General features: G+C 71.9%; 20 protein-coding genes. 16 read left to right on the top strand and 4 right to left on the bottom strand.

Annotation, left to right across the window (positions count from 1 at the left end):
* Positions 1–60: 60 nt before the first annotated feature.
* Positions 61–984 carry a type I pantothenate kinase gene (gene coaA, locus NYZ98_RS37845; RefSeq protein ID WP_262849632.1) on the bottom strand — a complete coding sequence of 308 codons (924 nt, stop codon included), beginning with the start codon at positions 982–984 and terminating at the stop codon, positions 61–63.
* Positions 985–1,033: 49 nt separating this feature from the next.
* Here coaA and NYZ98_RS37840 point away from each other — a divergent pair, with 49 nt between their 5' ends.
* The 10 genes from NYZ98_RS37840 (at position 1,034) to tsaD (ending at position 9,478) form a co-directional block, all read left to right on the top strand.
* Positions 1,034–1,402 (top strand): holo-ACP synthase, encoded by a 369-nt coding sequence (locus tag NYZ98_RS37840; RefSeq protein WP_262849629.1) that lies wholly within the window; start codon positions 1,034–1,036, stop codon positions 1,400–1,402.
* A 109-nt stretch (positions 1,403–1,511) separates the two neighbouring features.
* Positions 1,512–3,017, top strand: coding sequence for an NAD(P)H-hydrate dehydratase (locus NYZ98_RS37835; RefSeq protein ID WP_262849627.1), 1,506 nt, complete (start codon positions 1,512–1,514; stop codon positions 3,015–3,017).
* A gap of 114 nt (positions 3,018–3,131) precedes the next feature.
* Positions 3,132–4,274 carry an alanine racemase gene (alr, locus tag NYZ98_RS37830; RefSeq protein WP_262849624.1) on the top strand — a complete coding sequence of 381 codons (1,143 nt, stop codon included), beginning with the start codon at positions 3,132–3,134 and terminating at the stop codon, positions 4,272–4,274.
* Between the two features lie 12 nt (positions 4,275–4,286).
* Entirely contained in the window at positions 4,287–5,366 is a 1,080-nt protein-coding gene (locus NYZ98_RS37825; protein WP_262849622.1) for an alpha/beta fold hydrolase, read from the top strand.
* Positions 5,363–5,842, top strand: a complete 480-nt coding sequence (tsaE, locus tag NYZ98_RS37820; RefSeq protein ID WP_262849619.1) for a tRNA (adenosine(37)-N6)-threonylcarbamoyltransferase complex ATPase subunit type 1 TsaE — start codon at positions 5,363–5,365, stop codon at positions 5,840–5,842. Before NYZ98_RS37825 ends, tsaE begins: the two co-directional genes overlap by 4 nt.
* A gap of 284 nt (positions 5,843–6,126) precedes the next feature.
* Positions 6,127–6,663, top strand: coding sequence for a hypothetical protein (locus NYZ98_RS37815; RefSeq protein WP_262849617.1), 537 nt, complete (start codon positions 6,127–6,129; stop codon positions 6,661–6,663).
* Between the two features lie 21 nt (positions 6,664–6,684).
* On the top strand, positions 6,685–7,239 hold the full coding sequence (locus tag NYZ98_RS37810; RefSeq protein WP_262849614.1) for a class F sortase: 555 nt from the start codon (positions 6,685–6,687) through the stop codon (positions 7,237–7,239).
* Positions 7,240–7,312: 73 nt separating this feature from the next.
* Positions 7,313–7,987, top strand: a complete 675-nt coding sequence (gene tsaB, locus NYZ98_RS37805; RefSeq protein ID WP_262849612.1) for a tRNA (adenosine(37)-N6)-threonylcarbamoyltransferase complex dimerization subunit type 1 TsaB — start codon at positions 7,313–7,315, stop codon at positions 7,985–7,987.
* 20 nt (positions 7,988–8,007) lie between these two features.
* Positions 8,008–8,454: a ribosomal protein S18-alanine N-acetyltransferase gene (gene rimI, locus NYZ98_RS37800; RefSeq protein WP_262849680.1), complete on the top strand. Its 447-nt coding sequence runs from the start codon at positions 8,008–8,010 to the stop codon at positions 8,452–8,454.
* Positions 8,447–9,478 carry a tRNA (adenosine(37)-N6)-threonylcarbamoyltransferase complex transferase subunit TsaD gene (tsaD, locus tag NYZ98_RS37795; protein ID WP_262849609.1) on the top strand — a complete coding sequence of 344 codons (1,032 nt, stop codon included), beginning with the start codon at positions 8,447–8,449 and terminating at the stop codon, positions 9,476–9,478. Before rimI ends, tsaD begins: the two co-directional genes overlap by 8 nt.
* A gap of 63 nt (positions 9,479–9,541) precedes the next feature.
* On the opposite strand, the gene NYZ98_RS37790 is transcribed toward tsaD, so the two are convergent.
* Positions 9,542–10,879: a hypothetical protein gene (locus NYZ98_RS37790; RefSeq protein ID WP_262849606.1), complete on the bottom strand. Its 1,338-nt coding sequence runs from the start codon at positions 10,877–10,879 to the stop codon at positions 9,542–9,544.
* Between the two features lie 224 nt (positions 10,880–11,103).
* On the bottom strand, positions 11,104–12,318 hold the full coding sequence (locus tag NYZ98_RS37785; protein ID WP_262849604.1) for a class I SAM-dependent methyltransferase: 1,215 nt from the start codon (positions 12,316–12,318) through the stop codon (positions 11,104–11,106).
* A gap of 303 nt (positions 12,319–12,621) precedes the next feature.
* Between NYZ98_RS37785 and groES the strand changes: the two genes are divergently transcribed.
* From groES to NYZ98_RS37765, 4 genes are all read left to right on the top strand, one after another.
* Complete coding sequence (gene groES, locus NYZ98_RS37780) at positions 12,622–12,933, top strand: co-chaperone GroES (RefSeq protein WP_055482820.1); 312 nt, start codon at positions 12,622–12,624, stop codon at positions 12,931–12,933.
* A gap of 107 nt (positions 12,934–13,040) precedes the next feature.
* Positions 13,041–14,663, top strand: a complete 1,623-nt coding sequence (groL, locus tag NYZ98_RS37775) for a chaperonin GroEL (RefSeq protein WP_262849602.1) — start codon at positions 13,041–13,043, stop codon at positions 14,661–14,663.
* A gap of 308 nt (positions 14,664–14,971) precedes the next feature.
* The gene (locus NYZ98_RS37770) at positions 14,972–15,598 is read left to right on the top strand and encodes a sigma-70 family RNA polymerase sigma factor (RefSeq protein WP_248965013.1); all 627 of its coding nucleotides are present in this window, start codon (positions 14,972–14,974) and stop codon (positions 15,596–15,598) included.
* Positions 15,595–15,801, top strand: a complete 207-nt coding sequence (locus NYZ98_RS37765) for a hypothetical protein (protein ID WP_262849599.1) — start codon at positions 15,595–15,597, stop codon at positions 15,799–15,801. The genes NYZ98_RS37770 and NYZ98_RS37765 overlap by 4 nt, the downstream gene beginning before the upstream one ends.
* Here NYZ98_RS37765 and NYZ98_RS37760 read toward each other — a convergent pair.
* Entirely contained in the window at positions 15,762–16,139 is a 378-nt protein-coding gene (locus NYZ98_RS37760; RefSeq protein WP_262849596.1) for a DUF5319 domain-containing protein, read from the bottom strand. The genes NYZ98_RS37765 and NYZ98_RS37760 overlap by 40 nt on opposite strands.
* 181 nt (positions 16,140–16,320) lie before the next feature.
* On the opposite strand from NYZ98_RS37760, the gene guaB reads away from it, so the two are divergent.
* The gene (gene guaB / locus NYZ98_RS37755; protein ID WP_262849593.1) at positions 16,321–17,799 is read left to right on the top strand and encodes an IMP dehydrogenase; all 1,479 of its coding nucleotides are present in this window, start codon (positions 16,321–16,323) and stop codon (positions 17,797–17,799) included.
* 119 nt (positions 17,800–17,918) lie between these two features.
* Positions 17,919–19,034 carry a GuaB3 family IMP dehydrogenase-related protein gene (locus NYZ98_RS37750; RefSeq protein WP_262849590.1) on the top strand — a complete coding sequence of 372 codons (1,116 nt, stop codon included), beginning with the start codon at positions 17,919–17,921 and terminating at the stop codon, positions 19,032–19,034.
* Positions 19,035–19,126 lie beyond the last annotated feature (92 nt).

Raw genomic sequence — 19,126 nt, 5'->3', positions numbered from 1 at the left:
CATCCGGTGGGCGGGCGGGGGCATACGTAAGTCCTACGACGGCCGTGCGGCTTTCGCCCCTCAGGTGCGGCGGAGCCGTACCCGGCGGACGGCGTGGTCGGGGCCTTTCTGCAGGACCAGGCCCGCCCGGCCACGCGTCGGGGCGATGTTCTCGACCAGGTTGCGCTCGTTGACGTCCCGCCAGATGTTCTTGGCGAACCGCGTCGCCTCCTCCTCCGACAGCTCCGACAGGTAGGTGAAGTACGACTTCGGGTCGGCGAACGCCGTGCGGCGGAGCTTGTGGAACCGGTCGACGTACCAGGCCCGGATGTCCTCGACCCTGGCGTCCACGTAGATCGAGAAGTCGAAGTAGTCGTTGACCGCCAGGGCCGCGGGAGGCGCGGGCTGCAGCACGTTGAGGCCCTCGACGACCAGGATGTCGGGCCGGCGCACGGTCTGGACGGCGCCGGGCACGATGTCGTACTCAAGGTGGCTGTACACCGGGGCGTGCACCTCGGGGAGCCCGGCCTTCACGTCGGCGACGAACCGGACCAGCGCGCGGCGGTCGTAGCTCTCGGGGAAGCCCTTGCGGTCGGTGATGCCGCGCTGCTCCAGCACCTCGTTCGGGTACAGGAACGCGTCGGTGGTGATCAGGTCGACCCGGGAGTGCTCGGGCCAGCGGGCGAGCAGGGTGTGCAGCAACCGTGCCGTGGTCGACTTGCCGACCGCGACGCTGCCGGCGATGCCGAGGATGTACGGCGGCGGCTCGTGCCGGTCGCCGAGGAAGGTGTTCACCGCCGCGCTGCGCTGGCGGGCCCCGGTGAAGTGCAGGTTGAGCAGCCGGGTCAGCGGGAGGTAGACGTCGGTCACCTCGGTCAGGTCGATCGGGTCGTCGACGCCGCGCAGTTCCTCCAGCTCCGCCGCCGTCAGGGTGAGAGGCGTGTTCTCGCGTAGGTCCCGCCACTGTTCACGGCTGAGCTCGGCGTACGGGCTGGGTGCCTCCATGGCCGCAAACTCTACTGATCGCTTCGCGCGCGGCCACCGGGGGGCCGCCATGAGGCAGGATGTGATCGTGATCGTGGGCGTCGGGGTGGACATCGTGGACATCGCCCGGCTGGGCGCGGCCCTGGAACGGACCCCGGTGCTGCGGGACAGGCTGTTCACCGAGGTCGAGCGCGGGCTGCCCGTCGCCTCCCTGGCCGCGCGGTTCGCCGCCAAGGAGGCGGTCGCCAAGGCGCTCGGCGCGCCGCCGGGGCTCGGGCACCACGACGCCGAGATCACCAAGGGCCCGTACGGCCGGCCGGTGCTGGGCGTCAGCGGGCGGGTCGCCGAGGTGGCGGCCGAGCTGGGCGTCCAGCGGTGGCACGTCTCCCTCACCCACGACGGCGGGTTCGCCGTCGCTTACGTGATCGCCGAAGGCTGACACCGCCGTCCCCGTGAGGCGGCGGCTGAGACCGCGGTCCCCGTGAGGGCGGCGGGCCCACGGCGGGTGGCCTTCGCGCCGGTGATCGTGGAGGGCTAGATTCGGGGAGATGCTGACCGCGTACACGTCCGACGAGATCAGGACGGCAGAACGGGTGCTCATCGAGCGCCTCCCCGAAGGCACGCTCATGGGGCGCGCCGCCACCGGGCTCGCCATTGCCTGCGCGCGTGCCCTTCCCCGCGTGTACGGCTCCCGCGTCGTCCTGCTGGCCGGCGGCGGTGACAACGGCGGCGACACGCTGTACGCCGGGGCGCTGCTGGCCCGCCGGGGCGCCCGCGTGCACGCCGTCCTCGCGGGATCGCGGGCGCACGAGGGCGGCCTGGCCGCGCTGCGCCGCGCGGGCGGCAGGATCCTTGACCTTCGCGGCGCCCCCGAACCGGGCCCGGCCGTTACGGACCTGGTCGGCGCGGCGGACCTCCTCCTGGACGGGCTGGTCGGCATCGGCGGCACCGGCGCGCTGCGCGAGCCGTACGCGACCCTGGCCGGGCTCGCTTCGGGCGCGCCCGGCGTCGTGGTCGCCGTCGACGTGCCGAGCGGGGTGGACGCCTCGACCGGCGAGGTCGCGGGGGACGCCGTCCGCGTCCACCTGACCGTGACGTTCGGCGCCGCCAAGACGGGCCTGCTGATCGACCCGGGGGCGAGCCACGTCGGCACCCTGCACACGGTGGACATCGGGATCGGCCCCCACCTGCCCGAACCCGGCGTGGCCGCCCTGGGCGCCGCTGACGTGACCGGCCTGCTGCCCCGGCCAGGCGCGAAGTCGGACAAGTACCGGCGGGGCGTCGTCGGCGTCGTCGCGGGCAGCGACCGGTTCACCGGCGCCGCCGTGCTCGCCGTCGGCGGGGCCGTACGCGCGGGGGCCGGGCTGGTGCGCTTCGCGAGCGCGGCCGAACCGGTCCGGCAGGTGCGCGCCCGCTGGCCCGAGGCCGTCACGAAGATCGTCACCCCCGAGGAGGGGGTGCGGGAGACGGGCCGCGTGCAGGCGTGGGTCGTCGGGCCCGGCATGGGCACCGGCGACGAGGCGTTCGCGCTGGCCAGGTCGGTGCTCGACAGCGACGTCCCCGTGCTGGTCGACGCCGACGGGCTGACCCTGTGCGCCCGCGACCGCTCTCTGCTGCGCCGCGCGGCGCCCACCCTGATCACCCCGCACGCGGGCGAGCTGGGCCGCCTGCTGGGCGTGTCCGTCGCGGAGGTCGAGGCCCGGAGGCTGCGTCACGCGCGGCGCGCGGCCGACGAGCTCGGGGTGACGGTGCTGCTCAAGGGCTCGACCACCCTGGTCGCGCAGGCGGGCATGCCGGTCCGCGTGAACACCACGGGCACCCCCTGGCTGGCGACGGGCGGCACGGGCGACGTGCTCGCGGGCATCGCCGGCGCCTACCTGGCCGCCGGACTGAGCTGCTACGACGCCGCCTCCTGCGCGGCCTACATGCACGGCCTGGCGGCCCGGGTGGCGGCGGGCGGTCCGGAGGGCGGCGAGGCGCCCATCGCGGCCCTGGACGTGGCCCTGGGGCTCCCTGAGGCGATCCGGCGGCTTACGGCCCCTGCCCGGGGGTGAGGCGACTGTGACGACACGACCCCCGCCCCGGGGTGAGGCGACTGTGACGACCGTTACCGTCGGCTTGACCCGGAAGCGGTCCTGGCGCCGGCGGCCGGCTGCGAGACTGGAAAGGTGAGTTTCCCCATTCACGGCTCCCTTGTCACGCCCGCAGAAGCCCGGGTGGATCTGTCCGCGATCAGGCACAACGTCGCGGTGCTCCGCCGGCACGCCCCCGATGCCGAGATGATGGTCGTGGTCAAGGCCGACGCCTACGGGCACGGCCTGGTGCCCTGCGCGCGCGCAGCGCTCGACGCGGGCGCGGACCGCCTCGGCACGGCCTACATCCAGGAGGCCCTCGACCTGCGCGCGGCCGGGGTGACGGCGCCGGTCCTGGCGTGGATCATCACCCCGGGCGAGCCGCTCGACGACGCGGTCGCCGCGGACATCGAGCTGTCGGCCGGCGCGGAGTGGGTCGTCGACGACATCGCCGCCTCCGCGCGCCGCGCCGAACGCACCGCCCGCGTCCACCTCAAGGCCGACACCGGGATCTCACGGGGCGGCGCCACCCCTCTCGGGTGGCCGTCGCTGGTCGAGCGCGCGCTGGCCGCCCAGGCGGAGGGGACGATCGAGATCGTCGGCCTGTGGTCCCACCTCGCCTGCGCCGACATGCCGGGAGACCCCGCGACCGGCCGCCAGCTCGCCGTGTTCGACGAGGCCGTCGAGATCGCGCGCAAGGCGGGGGTGAGCGGCCCCCGCGTCGTGCGCCACATCGCCAACTCGGCCGCCACGCTGACGCTCCCCGAGGCCCACTACGACATGGTCCGCCCCGGCATCGCCACCTACGGGCTCACCCCGGTGCCCGAGCTGGGCGACTTCGGGCTGCGCCCGGCGATGACGCTCAGCGCCCGCGTCGCGATCGTCAAGCGGGTGCCCGCAGGCACGGGCGTGTCCTACGGGCACCTGTACACGACCGATCGGGAGACCACGCTGGCGCTGGTCCCGCTCGGGTACGCCGACGGGGTGTTCCGGAGCGCGACCAATCTCGGGCAGGTCCTCGCGGCGGGCCGCCGCCGCACGATCGCGGGCCGGGTCTGCATGGACCAGTTCATGATCGATGTCGGTGACGACCAGGTGGGCGAGGGCGACGAGGTCATCCTTTTCGGCCCCGGCACCGGCGGCGAGCCGACCGCACAGGAGTGGGCGGATTCTCTCGGCACGATCACTTATGAGATCGTGACCAGGATCGGTCCACGCGTGCCGCGCGTTTACCGGTAAGAGGAGGCTTGGATGTCCAGGAGGCGCAGGGTCGGGATCGCCGGGGCCATCGTCGGCACCGCTTCGGCGGGTCTGGCGGCGGCGGCGCTGGCCAAGAGGTACGCCGTGGGGCGCATCCGCGTGCGGCCCGACCTTGAGGCGAGCGAGCCCTTCGGCGAGCTGCGAGGGCGCCCGGTCACCGTCAAGACCTCCGACGGCGTCGAGCTGTACGCCGAGGTCGACGGGCCGGAGGACGCCCCGCTGACCGTCGTCTTCTGCCACGGGTACACCCTGAACCTCGACTCCTGGCACTACCAGCGCCAGGCCCTGCGCGACACCCACCGCCTGGTGTTCTGGGACCAGCGGTGCCACGGGCGCTCGGCCCGCACCTCCGCGGAGGACTGCACCATCGACCGCCTCGGTGCCGACCTCGCGGAGATCCTCAAAGCGCTGGTGCCCGGGCCGTGCGTGCTGATCGGCCACTCCATGGGCGGCATGACCGTCATGGCGCTCGCCGACAGCCACCCCGAGCTGTTCGGCGCCAAGATACGCGGCGTCGCGCTCATCTCCACGTCGGCGGGCAAGCTCGCCGAGCTGACCCTCGGGCTGCCCGCCCTGATCTCCAAGGCAGTCCACTTGGTGGCGCCGGCGACCGTGTCGGTGCTCGGCCGCCGCGGCGCGCTGGTCGACCGGGGGCGGCAGGCGGGCAACGACGTGTCGTTCCTGGTCCTGCGGTTCTTCGGGTTCGGCGACTCCTCCAGCGTCAGCCCCACGGTCGTCGACTTCGCCGAGTCGATGATCCGCTCCACGCCGACCGATGTGATCGCCGACTTCTACCCGGCGCTGATGTCGCACGACAAGCTCGCCGCGCTGCACGTCCTGGACAAGGTGCCCGCCGAGATCGTCGTCGGGGACAAGGACTGGCTGACCCCGCCCGACCACAGCAAGGCGATCAACGCGGGCCTGCCGTCCGCGCGGCTGACCGAGATCCAGGGCGCCTCCCACCTGGTGCTGCTGGAGAAGCCGGCCGAGGTCAACGACGCGATCGCCGAACTGCTCAGAAGGGTCCAGGACGCCGGCGCGGCCGGCGCCGTCGAGGGGCGTGCGGGATGAGACGGGTCGCCACCACCGACGACATGCGGGCGCTGGGCGAGGGGCTTGCGCGGCTGCTGCGCGCGGGCGACCTCGTGGTGCTGTCGGGGCCGCTGGGCGCCGGCAAGACCACTCTGGTCCAGGGCGTCGCCGAAGGGCTGAAGGTCCGTGGCCCGATCACCTCCCCGACGTTCGTGATCGCCCGGGTCCACCCCTCGCTGGCCGGCGGGCCCGCGCTGGTCCACGCCGACGCCTACCGCCTCGGCGGGGCGCTGGAGGTCGACGACCTCGACCTGGACGCCTCGCTCGCCGACTCGGTGACCGTGGTCGAGTGGGGCGAGGGCCTGGTGGAGGGCCTGGCCGAGGACCGGCTGGAGGTCTCCATCGAGCGCGGCGACGAGGGCGGCGACACCGGCGAGGAGCGTCTGGTGCGCCTGCGCGGCGTCGGTCCCCGATGGGACGGCGCCGATCTCGCCCGAATCAGCGCTGCCGGTTGATCTAGACCGGTAACCTAGGCGGCCTTGACGCGCACCCGCATTGCTCTGGATCATTCGGAATGAAGATCGTTCCAATGGATTGGCCTGTTTTTATTGGGTATGCAGGTGAAGTAACGCTTTAGGGCGGGTCGTATCGGGTGGGGTCGAAGAGCACGGCGAAGTGGAGTGCGACGGTGCACAGGGTCGGGCAGGTCGCGGTATCTGGAGCATTCCTTCTCTTAGGCGGGGTCGCGTGCTCGGCGGAGGCGCAGTCCGGTGACACGGCGCCCACGCCGACGCCGACCATGAGCAGGCAGGACATCCGCGTCCAGCTCGTGCCCGAGCGGGTGCAGAGCGGGGCCACGCGGTCGGTCCGCGTCCGGGCCTTCTGCCCCCTCCCGCAGGGCGGCACCGACTACCGCGCGACCGCGCGTTCCGACTCCTTCACGGGCGTCGTCACCCTGACCCAGCCGCCCCCCGCGACGCCCGCCGCGTCCTCGACGCCGGTGACCACGGCGGCGCCCTCGCCGGAGGTCCACGGCTTCGCCCTCATCGACGAGGACGCCCGCGCCGGCCGCTACACCGTCGAGGTCAAGTGCGAGGGCACCAACGACACGGGCAAGACCACCCTGACCCTGACGGCCAAGCCCAAGGCCGACCCCACGCCCACCAGGACCCGCGCCGTGCCCAGCCGGGCGCCGAGGGCCGGCGGCGGCGGCACGGCGGCGGGCGCCGAAACGGACGAGCCCTCCGGCGTCCCTGCGGGCCTGACGGTCGTCGCGCTGCTCGCCGCGCTCGGCGGCGGCATCGCCCTGGCCCGCCGGAAGTCGAAGTCCGGCTGATCGCCGGTCCGGCGGTCCCCGATGGCAGACTCCAAATGGGTGAAGATCGCGGCGGCGGGCTTCGTCACCGGCGCGATCATGTTCGCGCTCACCGGCCGCGACCGTGAGGCGGCGGCGCCGTCCGTGGCGTCGGCCGCCGTGCCCAAACGGCTCGACATCCCGTCGCTGAACATGAAGGCCCCGCTGATGAAGCTCGGGCTCGCCGGAGACGGGGAGGTCGAGCTGCCGCCGTTCGAGAAGCCGCTCACGGCGGGCTGGTACGACCAGAGCGTGGTGCCGGGCGAGTCCGGCGCCTCGGTGATCATCGGGCATGTGGACACCAAGACGGCCCCCGCCGTCTTCTACCGCCTGCGCGAGGTCAGGAAGGGCGCCGTCGTCAAGGTGCTGCGCAGCGACGGCAAGGTCGCCCAGTACAAGGTCGACTCCGTCGAGCAGGTCGCCAAGGACCGGTTCCCCTCCGAACGCGTGTACGTCGAGGACGGGCTTCGGCTGGTCACCTGCGGCGGCGTCTTCGACCGCAAGACCCACGAGTACCTGGACAACATCATCGTCTACGCCTCCCGTCTGAAAACCTGAGGCCGCCAGGAGGGGGCGCGTCGTCCGCGCGGTGCGGAGCGAGCGCTGGGAAACGCGGCTAGGCTTGACATTTGTGCTGGTCTTGGCCTTCGATACCGCAACCCCGGCTGTCACCGCGGCGCTCCACGACGGTGCCCGCGTGCTCGCCGAGTCGACGACGATCGACGCTCGCCGCCATGGTGAGCTGCTCGTTCCCTCCATAGCGGAGGTCCTGCGCGAGGCGGGTGCCGCGCTCGGGGACGTCACCGCCATCGTCGCGGGTTCCGGCCCCGGGCCGTACACCGGCCTGCGCGTCGGGCTGATGACCGCCCAGGCGCTCTCGTCCACGACGGGCGCCCCGGCGTACGGGGTGTGCAGCCTGGACGCGCTCGCCTACGCGAGCGGTCTGACCGTGCCGTTCGTCGTCGCCACCGACGCCCGGCGCAAGGAGGTGTTCTGGGCGCGCTACGCGGACATGCGCACGCGGCTGTCGGGGCCCTCGGTCGACCGGCCCGACGACCTCCCTGGCGAACCTCTGCTGGTCGGTGCGGGCGCCCGCATGTACGCCGGTGTGCTCGGGGAGGGGCGGCTGGTGGACGGCGCCCCCGACTTCCCGCTCGCCGGTGCCCTGGCCGCCCTGGCCGCCGAACACCTCGCGGCGCTCCCTGACCCGGCGGCGCCGGGCGGGGTGCTGACCGCCCCTGTACCGATCTACCTGCGCCGGCCGGACGCCCGGGTGCCAGGCGCCCCGAAGAAGGTGACCGCGTGACCGAGGCGACGCTCCGGCAGATGACCGAGGCGGACCTGCCCGACGTGCTGATCATCGAGCGGTCCACGTTCCCCATCGACGCCTGGAGCGAGGGCATGCTGCGGGGCGAGCTGGCCGACCAGCCGCGCACCCGCCACTACATCGTGGCCGTCTCCGCCGGGCGCATCGTCGGGTACGCGGGGCTGGCGGCGGCCGGCGACCAGGCCGACGTCCAGACGATCGCCGTCAGCGGCGCGATGCAGCGCGCCGGCATCGGCAGCGCGATGCTCACCGAACTGCTCGGCGAGGCCGCGCGCCGCGGCGTCACCGCGGTCTTCCTGGAGGTACGGGCGGACAACCCGCCCGCGCAGGCGATGTACGAGCGCTTCGGCTTCGAGCGCATCGGCCTGCGCCGCGACTACTACGACGACGGGACCGACGCCATCATGATGATGCGCAAGCTGGACGGGGAGATCGGAAATGCCTGACGAGCCCCTGGTCCTGGGCATCGAGACCTCCTGCGACGAGACCGGGGTCGGGCTGGTGCGCGGGCACACCCTGCTCGCCGACACGGTGGCCTCCAGCGTCGAGGAGCACGCCCGGTTCGGCGGCGTCGTGCCCGAGGTCGCCTCGCGCGCCCATCTCGAGGCCATGACCCCCACGGTCGAGAGCGCCCTGCGTAAGGCGGGCCTGCGCTTCTCCGACATCGACGCGGTGGCCGTCACCGCCGGGCCCGGCCTCGCGGGCGCGCTGCTGGTGGGCGTCGCCGCGGCCAAGGCGTACGCGCTGGGCCTCGGCGTGCCGCTCTACGGCGTCAACCACCTGGCCGCGCACGTCGCGGTGGACCAGCTCGAACACGGCCCGCTGCCCAAGCCGTCGATCGCGATGCTCGTCTCCGGCGGACACTCCTCGCTGCTGCTGGTCCCCGACGTCGCCAAGGACGTGATCTCCCTGGGCTCGACGGTGGACGACGCGGCCGGCGAGGCGTTCGACAAGGTGGCCCGGGTGCTCGGCCTGCCGTTCCCCGGCGGCCCGCACATCGACCGGGCGGCCGTCGAGGGCTCGGGCACGGCGATCGGCTTCCCGCGCGGGAAGTACGACGACGGCACCCTCGACTTCTCCTTCTCCGGGCTGAAGACCGCCGTCGCCCGCTGGGTGGAGGCCAAGCAGCGCGCGGGCGAGCCGGTGCCGCTCGCCGACGTGGCCGCCTCCTTCCAGGAGGCCGTGGTGGACGTGCTCACGCGCAAGGCGCTCCAGGCGTGCCGCGCGTACGACGTCCAGGACCTGCTCATCGGCGGCGGCGTCGCCGCCAACTCCCGGCTGCGCTCGCTCGCCAAGGAGCGGTGCGAGGCGGCGGGCGTGCGCCTGCGGGTGCCCCGGCCGGGGCTGTGCACCGACAACGGCGCGATGATCGCTGCGCTCGGCGCCGAGCTGGTGGCCTCGGGGGCGACCGCCTCTCGCCTCGACATCCCCGCCGACTCCTCCATGCCGGTGACCTCCGTCCACGTGTGACCCGGCCGCTCTATGCCGCTCGGTGCCGGCCCCGTGGGGTCAGACCTGGGCGGGCCTCGGGGGTCAGTCCTTGGGGGTGCGCGCGGGGCGCAGGAGGGCTTCGGCGAGGGCGAGCATGGTCTCCTCCAGGGCGCCCAGCCTGCGGGTCAGGTCGTCGCGGGTCGGCTGGACGATCTCGCCGACGGTCTCGGAGAGCTGCTCGCGGTCGGGGCGGGCCCGCACCAGCTCGACCAGGTCCGCCAGGGGCGGCATCAGCCCGGCGGCCTCGGTCAGCCGCCTGTCGATCGTGTCGAGCCGGCCGCCGTGGTCGTCGCCCTGGGCGCTGATCAGCTCGCCGACGCGTTTGTGCACCTCGCCCACCTCCAGCAGGGCGGGGAGCTGGCCGACCCGCTGGTTGACGGCCTCCACGCGGTCGTCGACCATCTCCAGCCGCTCGTTGACGCCCTCGAAGCCGTCGTCGATCGCGGTGAACCGCTGATCCTGCCCCGAGACGCGCTCGTCCACCCCGGCGAGCCGCTGGTCGAGGCCGCCGAGCCGTTCGTCCAAGCCGCCGAGCCGGGTCTGCAGGCCCGTGAGCTGGCCGTCGACGCCGTCCAGACGCTCCTCAAGGCCGGTGAACCTGACCTCGGCGCCCGCGAGGCGGCCGGTGAGGCGGGACTCGGCGCCGGCCAGCTCGTCGGTCATGCCCTCGACCTTGCCGGTCAGCAGCTCGACCGAGGCGGTGAGCCGCTCGATCGCCGAGGCGAGCGTCTCCTCCAGGCCCTCGTTCAGGTCGAGGACGCCGCCTTCGAGCCGATCGGTGCGCTGGGAGAGGTCGAGCAGCGCCTCGTCCACGCGGGTGAAACGGCCGCCCGCCTCCTCCACGGCGGCGTGCAGCCGGGTGAGGCGCCGGGCCAGCTCGCCAAGGTGCTCCGGGACCGCCTGGCCGCCGTCGAGGAGGGCCTGGACGCGCTTGAGGGACTCCGCGACCCCCTCCCGCACGGCGCCGAGGTCGGCCAGCAGGCCGGGGAGCTCGGCGACCGGCCTGACGCGGTCGCCGACCGAGTCGACGCGGTCGCCGATGCCGGCCAGGCGGCCGCCCACGCCGTCGACCCGCTCGCGCACGATCTCGACGTGCTGCGCCAGGCCCTCGGCCCACGCGGGCGGCCGGGTCGCGAGCTCGCCGAGCTGGGCGCCGACCACCTCCAGGGCGCCGCTCAGCCCACCCAGCTCGCGCTCCCGCACCTCGCGCAGCAGCCACTCCATGCCTTCGAGCCGTTGCCGGATCTCGTCCAGCACGGCGCCCTGGGTGCGCTGTTCGTACACGTGGTCCTGTGCCGCCCTGGCGAGCAGTTCGCGCATCCGGTCGGAGATGGCGGTCTGGCTTCCCGCCTGGAGAAGGGTGTGGTTGGAGTGATCCACCGAATGCTCCTTCACTCGCGGGCGGCCGGCCGCGCCGCGGCGGGTTCGGACCGGTTCTCTGGCGTGACAAGATGAGGCGGGCCGACCATTGATCAGGCAGAATCCCCGCTGATCAGGCAGAATCCCCGCGCTGGCCAACTGTAGGGGCGGGCACGCGATTCCCGGGGCCGACTTTAAACGACCGTGACCATCGCCGGATTGACGATATTCAGCATCTGTGCAGGTCAGGCGGGGTCACAGATGAGCGCGAAAGGACGCTCGCCGATCCGGGTCAGCGCCACAACGCACGACTTGTCCCCGGAAAGTCGTAAATCCTTTCGCAATTGCTCCAAGTCGAGTGCGGAGCCGCGCTTTTTCAGCGTCACCGCGCCGATCCGGCGTTCACGGAGTGCCACCCGAAGGCGTTTCAAGGAGAACGGCAGCGTCTCCAGGACCTCGTACCGCGAGGCCCACGGCGTCACCTCGGGGGTGTCGCCGGTGATGTAGGCGATGCGCGGGTCGAGCAGGTGGCCGTTCACCAGCGCGGCCACCTCGGCCACCAGGTGGGACCGGATCGCCGCGCCGTCCGGCTCGTAGAGGTACCGCGCCACGGGCCCGTGCCCGGCGGGGCCGAGGGACGGGTCGGGGGTCAGCGTCTCCCCTGAGGGCAGCATCGTCGCCCTGCGCCCGGGGTCGCCCGCGCTGCGGTCGCCGTCCGACCCGGCGCCGCCGGTGACCGTGGCGAGGTCGCCGGTCCACAGGACCGCCTCCTTGACCTCGCCACGGTAGGACACCCACTCGGCCTCCGCGGCCGGGGGGATCAGCTCGTACGGGATGCCCGGCGCGACCTTCAGGCACGCCGCCGGCGCCCGGGCCACCAGGCCGAGGACCACCGGCCAGGTCGGGGAGTAGGCCATCGGGTCGAACACGCGCCGGCCGCCCGACCGCCTGCCGGGGTCGGCGAACAGCACGTCGTAGCCCTCCGGGTCGATGCCGGCCGCGTCGGCGGCGCGGACCGTGACCCGGTCGCCGAGGTCCAGCGCGACGGCGTTCGCGCGGGCCACCGCGACGGTGAGCGGATCGAGGTCCACGGCGTCGACCTCGCACCCGGCGCGCGCCAGCGCGATCAGGTCGCCGCCGATGCCGCAGCAGGCGTCCACGACGCGCGTGCCGGGCCGGAACCTGCGGGCGCGGTGCGCGGCCACCTCGGCGCGGGTGGCCTGCTCCAGCCCGTTGGGGGTGAAGTACATGCGGGCCGCGTCGGGCCCGAACTTGACGGCGGCGCGCGCCCGCAGCCGCGCCTGGGTCAGGGCGGCCGAGGTCATCGGCGCGTCGTAGGTGCGCCTGAGGCGGCTCGCCACCGCGACCGGGTCGCCGCCGCCCGCGAGCGCCTCGACGGCCTCGCCGAGTGCCCTCTGCCCGCGGGGGGTCAGAATTTCGCTGAAGGCGTCGAGGTCCACGTTTCCCGACGCTATCGCGTGCCGCGTGGCCGCCGGGCCGGAGTCGCCAACGTGGCGGACCCCTACTTGGGCGGACATTTCGGGCGAGTTGTACGGTGGTCCGGGCCGCTGTGAGAAACCGTACTGACCTGGGACGGCCTGTCCGTGTTGACTGTGTCGGCGGCCTTGCATACTGTTCAGTGTTGGCACTCGGCTAGTGAGAGTGCCAAATCAAAATGCGACGAGGCAGGTCTGACACCCGCGACGGCAGGCCGCTGGTCGCCTCTTCAGCTCATCACCAACATCTGAAGGGGAGGTCCGATCGTGACGACCGCCACCAAGGTTCCCGTTAAGCCGCTCGGCGACCGCATCGTGGTCCAGCCGCTTGAGGCCGAGCAGACGACCGCTTCCGGTCTGGTCATCCCAGACACCGCCAAGGAGAAGCCGCAAGAGGGCAAGGTCCTCGCGGTGGGCCCCGGCAACTGGGACGAAGACGGCGAGAAGCGGATTCCGCTCGACGTCAAGGAAGGGGACGTCGTCCTCTACAGCAAGTACGGCGGTACCGAGGTCAAGTACGGCGGCGAGGAGTACCTCGTGCTCTCCGCCCGTGACGTTCTCGCGATCATCGAGAAGTAAAGCCCCGGGCGCGCAAGCGACCATCAGTACGGAGCCTTACAAAAACGCGTGTCAAGCCCCGGGCGCTTCGGACGAAGGCCCGGGGCTCTGATGCTGAGAGGACTTAAATGCCGAAGATCCTGGAGTTCGAGGAGGACGCGCGCCGCGCTCTCGAGCGGGGCGTGAACGCCCTCGCGGACGCCGTCAAGGTGACCCTCGGGCCGCGTGGCCGGAACGTCGTCATCGACAAGAAGTTCGGTGCCCCCACCATCACCAACGATGGTGTCACCATCGCCCGCGAAGTCGAGCTGGACAGGCCGTACGAGAACCTCGGCGCCCAGCTCGCCAAGGAAGTGGCGACCAAGACCAACGACGTCGCCGGCGACGGAACCACCACCGCGACGGTGCTCGCCCAGGCCATGGTCCGCGAGGGCCTGCGCAACGTGGCCGCCGGCGCCTCGCCGCTGTCGCTCAAGCGTGGCATCGACCTGGCCGCCCGCGCGGTCAGCGACCGCTTGCTGGAGCTGGCCCGCCCGGTCGAGGACAAGAAGGAGATCGCCAATGTCGCGACGATCTCCGCTCAGGACGCCAAGATCGGCGAGCTGATCGCCGAGGCGTTCGACAAGGTGGGCAAGGACGGTGTCATCACCGTCGAAGAGTCCAACACCATGGGCCTGGAGCTGGAGTTCACCGAAGGCCTCCAGTTCGACAAGGGCTACCTGTCGCCGTACATGGTGACCGACCCCGAGCGCATGGAAGCCGTGCTCGAGGACGCCTACGTCCTGCTGCACCAGGGCAAGATCGCCTCCATCGCGGAGTTCCTGCCGCTGCTGGAGAAGGTCGCCCAGACCAAGAAGCCGCTGTTCGTGGTCGCCGAGGACGTCGAGGGCGAGGCCCTGGCCGTCCTGGTCACCAACAAGATCCGCGGCACGTTCACCTCGGTCGCGGTCAAGGCGCCCGGCTTCGGTGACCGCCGCAAGGCCATGCTGCAGGACATCGCGATCCTGACCGGTGGCCAGCTCATCTCCGAGGAGCTCGGCCTCAAGCTCGACAACGTCGGCACCGAGGTGCTGGGCACCGCTCGCCGCATCGTGGTCACCAAGGACGCCACCACGATCGTCGACGGAGCCGGCGACGTCCAGGCGATCCAGGACCGCGTACGCGAGATCCAGCACGCCATCGAGGCCAGCGACTCCGACTGGGACCGCGAGAAGCTCCAGGAGCGCCTCGCGAAGCTGTCGGGGGGCATCTGCATCCTCCGTGTCGGCGCCGCCACCGAGGTGGAGCTCAAGGAGAAGAAGCACCGCCTCGAGGACGCCATCTCCGCGACGCGCGCCGCGATCGAGGAGGGCATCGTCTCCGGCGGTGGCTCCGCGCTCGTGCACCTGTCCAAGGACCTGGACGACCTCGGGCTCACCGGCGACGAGGCGACCGGTGTCGCCATCGTCCGCCGCTCGCTCGTCGAGCCCGCCCGCTGGATCGCGGAGAACGCCGGGCACGAGGGTTACGTCGTCACCGCCAAGATCGGCGAGCTGCCCGCGGGACACGGCCTCAACGCCGCGACCGGCGAGTACGGCGACCTGATCGCGTCGGGCGTCATCGACCCGGTCAAGGTCACCCGCTCGGCCGTGCAGAACGCCGCGTCCATCGCGGGCATGCTGCTCACGACCGAGGTCCTCGTGGTCGACAAGCCCGAGGAAGAGGCGGCCTCCAACGGGGGACAGGGTCACGGCCACGGTCACGGCCACTGAACCCGATCATTCGCCCGAAGTACGGCTCGCGCCTCAGGCAGGCGCGGGCCGTACTTTTGTTTGAATCGATTTTCCCCCTCATCTGAATGCCCGGGGCGGTAAACCGACCGGTGCGCCGGAGCGTCCGCGAGTCCGCGCGAGCGCCCTCCGAGCTGGCGCGACATCTAACAAATATCATCCGAATTCGGTTCCCGAGTGAAATATGCAAACACCACTGTGTTCGCTTGATTACTCTCCGTTATCGTCTCGTCAATGTGACCAATCCGTATCCATTCACTATGACGACATGCGCGATCGTGGCGGGCATCATGCCTAACGTGACCGAGGGATGCGTCGCCGACGCCAAGACTGGGGTAAGGCTTGCGACGAGATCGGACGAGTCCGACCTCAGGGATCTGACAAGCCTTGCCGTACAGGGGGATCGCACCGCGATCGAATCACTGCTGGGCCAGTTGCGCCCGATGGTGGTCCGCTATTGCCGTGCCCGACTGGGCCGGGTTTCCGGTCATTACCACATAGCCGACGACGTGGCGCAGGAGGTCTGCATCGCCGTGCTGGCCGCGCTGCCGCGCTACCGCGACATGGGCCGCCCGTTCGCCTCGTTCGTGTTCGGCATCGCCTCGCACAAGGTCGCGGACGCGCTCCGCAGCTCGGTGCGGTCGGCGGTGCCCACACAGGACCTGCCGGACGGGCCCGACCAGGGACCGGGGCCGGAGGAGACGGTGGTGCGCTACATCGAGGCCGAGCATGCCCGCGCGTTGCTCTCGCGCCTTCCTGAGAACCAGCGCGAACTGATCATTTTGCGGGTGGTGTCGGGACTCTCCGCCGAGGAGACCGGTAACGTACTGGGTATGTCACCAGGTGCGGTTCGCGTCGCCCAGCATCGGGCGCTGGCCAGGCTTCGGGCGATGGCCGACATGGAGTCGATAGCTTGACCGGTGTCCATCCGGCGCGCTCGGTCCGAAAACGCGGGCCCGAGGCTGATCCTGAGGTGCTCAGGACGGAGGCGGTCCTCGACGCGCTCGCCCGCCGGGGACCGGTCGGCGCGCCCGCCGACCCGGCGGTGAGCCTGCTGCGCGCCCTGACCGACGACGTCGATCAGTGGCTCTCCTCGGTGTCGATCACCCCGTCGACGTAGCCACGGGCGTACTCCCAGCTCACGTAGTCGGCCGGGTCGGGCTCGAAGGCGGGCTCGTGAACCTGCGGGCGGCCGTGGTCGATCATCTGCCTGAGGTTCCCCCGGAGCAGATCCCAGTCGAAGTAGTGCTGCTCACCGCACTCCGGGCAGTCGAGCACCAGCCCCAGCACCCCCTGGGGCTCCAGCAAAGAGCGGAAGACCTCCACATCGGCGAGGTCGGTGAGCGCCTCATCGCGCTCCGCCAGGGTGAGGGGCTCGGAGTCGTCGAGCTCACCCAGCGCCGAGGCAGGGTCGTTCGGGTCTTCCGCGAAGGGGTCGCGGGGGACGTCTTCCAGCACGCATTCCACCTTATGACCCTCACCTACCCTGATGAGGGCAACTGGTGGGGATGGGCGACCCCGTTGACCTCCGGCGAGATATCCACAGGCCTGCCGAGTCGGTGACCGGCGGGACACTAAACTGAGCCAGGGGGCCGGCGCCTTTCCCCGTCTTGAGAGCGCCATGGCAGGAGGGTCGCAGATGGGCAAGTTCACCGAGCCGGGGCTCACGTTCGACGACGTGCTCCTGGTACCCGCGTATTCGGACCTGCAGCCGGGTGACGCCGACACCACCACCCGCCTGTCCCGCTCGATCGACCTGCGCATCCCCCTGGTCTCCGCCGCGATGGACACCGTCACCGAGGCGCGCATGGCCGTGGCCATGGCCCGCCAGGGCGGCATCGGCATCCTCCACCGCAACCTGTCGATCGACGACCAGGCGCAGCAGGCCGATCTGGTGAAACGTTCCGAGGCCGGCATGGTCACCAACCCGGTGACCTGCTCGCCGGAGGACACCCTGGCCGACGTCGAGGTCCTGTGTGGGAAATATCGCATTTCCGGTGTGCCGGTGACCGACAAGGGCGGGGTCCTCGTCGGCATCGTGACCAACCGCGACATGCGCTTCGAGACCGACCAGAGCCGCAGGGTCAGCGAGGTCATGACCCCGATGCCGCTGGTCACCGCCCCTGTCGGGGTGTCGCGCGACGACGCGTTCCACCTGCTGCGCCAGAACAAGGTGGAGAAGCTCCCCCTGGTCGACCGCGACGGCCGGCTGCGCGGCCTGATCACCGTCAAGGACTTCACCAAGAGCGAGCAGTACCCGCTGGCCACCAAGGACGCCGACGGCCGCCTGGTCGTCGGGGCGGCGGTGGGCGTCGCCGGCGACGCCGAGCAGCGCGCGATGGCCCTGATCGAGGCGGGTGTCGACGTCGTGGTGGTGGACACCGCCCACGGGCACTCCCGCGGAGTGTGCGACATGGTCGCCAAGATCAAGGCGAACGGCCGGGTCGACGTGATCGCGGGCAACGTCGCCACGCGGGCGGGCGCGCAGGCGCTCATCGACGCGGGCGCCGACGCGGTCAAGGTCGGCGTGGGCCCCGGGTCCATCTGCACCACCCGCGTGGTGGCCGGGGTCGGCGCCCCGCAGGTCACGGCCATCTACGAGGCGTCGCTGGCCTGCGGGCCCGCGGGCGTCCCGGTGATCGGCGACGGCGGCCTGCAGTACTCAGGCGACATCGTCAAGGCCCTCACCGCCGGGGCGAACACCGTCATGCTCGGCTCCCTGCTCGCCGGCTGCGAGGAGTCGCCCGGCGAGCTGATCTTCATCAACGGCAAGCAGTTCAAGTCCTACCGCGGGATGGGCTCGCTGGGCGCCGTGCGCAACCGCGAGCGCGGCGGCTCCTTCAGCAAGGACCGCTACTCCCAGGAGAACGTCAGCAGCGAGGACAAGTTCATCCCCGAGGGCATCGAGGGCCAGGTCCCCTACCGAGGGCCGGTCTCCGCCGTGGCCCACCAGCTCGTCGGCGGCCTGCGCCAGGGCATGTGGTACACCGGGGCCCGCACGATCGCCGAGCTCCACGACAGCGGCATGCTGATGCCGATCACCTCCGCCGGTCTCAAGGAGAGCCACCCGCACGACATCCAGATGACGGTCGAGGCCCCCAACTACCACGGCCGCTGACCCTCACCGGACAGGGGCGGGACGTGTCCGCGGCGCGACATAGTGCCGCGTATGGGTAAAGACCTGGGTAAAGACCTACGAGCGAAGCGGCTTCTCCGAGCGACGGGAACGACGGGAACATGAGTCAGGTAGAGATCGGGCGTGGCAAGACGGGGCGCCGGGGCTACGCGCTGGACGAGATCGGCATCGTGCCCTCGCGGCGCACCCGCGACCCCGAGGAGGTCTCGATCGCCTGGCAGATCGACGCGTACCGCTTCGAGCTGCCCGTCGTGGTGAGCCCCATGGACAGCGTGGTCTCGCCGCAGACCGCCATCGACATCGGCCGGCTCGGCGGCCTCGCCGTGCTCGACCTCGAAGGTCTGTGGACCCGTTACGAGGACCCCGCCTCGCTGCTCGCGGAGGTCGCCGCGCTGCGCGGGGAGGCCGCCACCAAGCGGCTCCAGGAGATCTACGCGGCGCCGATCAGCGACGAGCTCATCGGGCGCCGCATCGAGGAGATCAGGTCCGCCGGCGTGACGACCGCCGCCCGGCTCTCCCCCCAGCGCACCGCACAGCACTACAAGGCCGTGATCGACGCGGGCGCCGACATCTTCGTCATCCGCGGCACCACCGTCTCCGCCGAGCACGTCTCCGGCCGGGCCGAGCCGCTCAACCTCAAGCAGTTCATCTACGAGCTCGACGTGCCGGTGATCGTCGGCGGCTGCGCGACCTACACCGCCGCCCTCCACCTCATGCGCACCGGCGCCGCCGGCGTGCTGGTGGGCTTCGGCGGCGGTTCCAGCCACACCACGCGCACCGTGCTCGGCGTGGCGGTCCCGATGGCCACCGCGATCGGCGACGTCGCCGCGGCCCGCCGCGACTACCTCGACGAGTCCGGCGGCCGGTACGTCCACGTGATCGCCGACGGCGGCATGACCAGCTCAGGCGACATCGCCAAGGCCATCGCCTGCGGCTCGGACGCGGTCATGGTCGGCTCGCCGCTGGCCAGGGCGGCCGAGGCCCCCGGGCGCGGCCACCACTGGGGCTCCGAGGCGCACCACGGCGACCTGCCGCGCGGCGCCCGCGTGGAGGTCGGCACCATCGGCACCCTGGAACAGATCCTGCACGGCCCCTCCAGCGTCGCCGACGGCTCGATGAACCTCATGGGCGCCCTGCGCCGCACCATGGCCACGGCCGGCTACTCCGACCTCAAAGAATTCCAACGCGTAGAAGTAGTCGTAGCCCCCCACAACTGACCCCCACCCCCGGCCCCCTCACACCGAGGCGGCCCGGGGCCCCTCCCCGTTCCTCACCCACCGACCCCGGCCCCCTCGACGACGACCGGGGT

This window comes from Sphaerisporangium corydalis, assembly GCF_025506355.1.
GTDB classification, from domain to species: Bacteria; Actinomycetota; Actinomycetes; order Streptosporangiales; family Streptosporangiaceae; genus Sphaerisporangium; species Sphaerisporangium corydalis.
The sequence above is the reverse complement of the archived record's forward strand: the minus strand, read 5'-3'. Positions and strand labels throughout refer to the sequence as shown.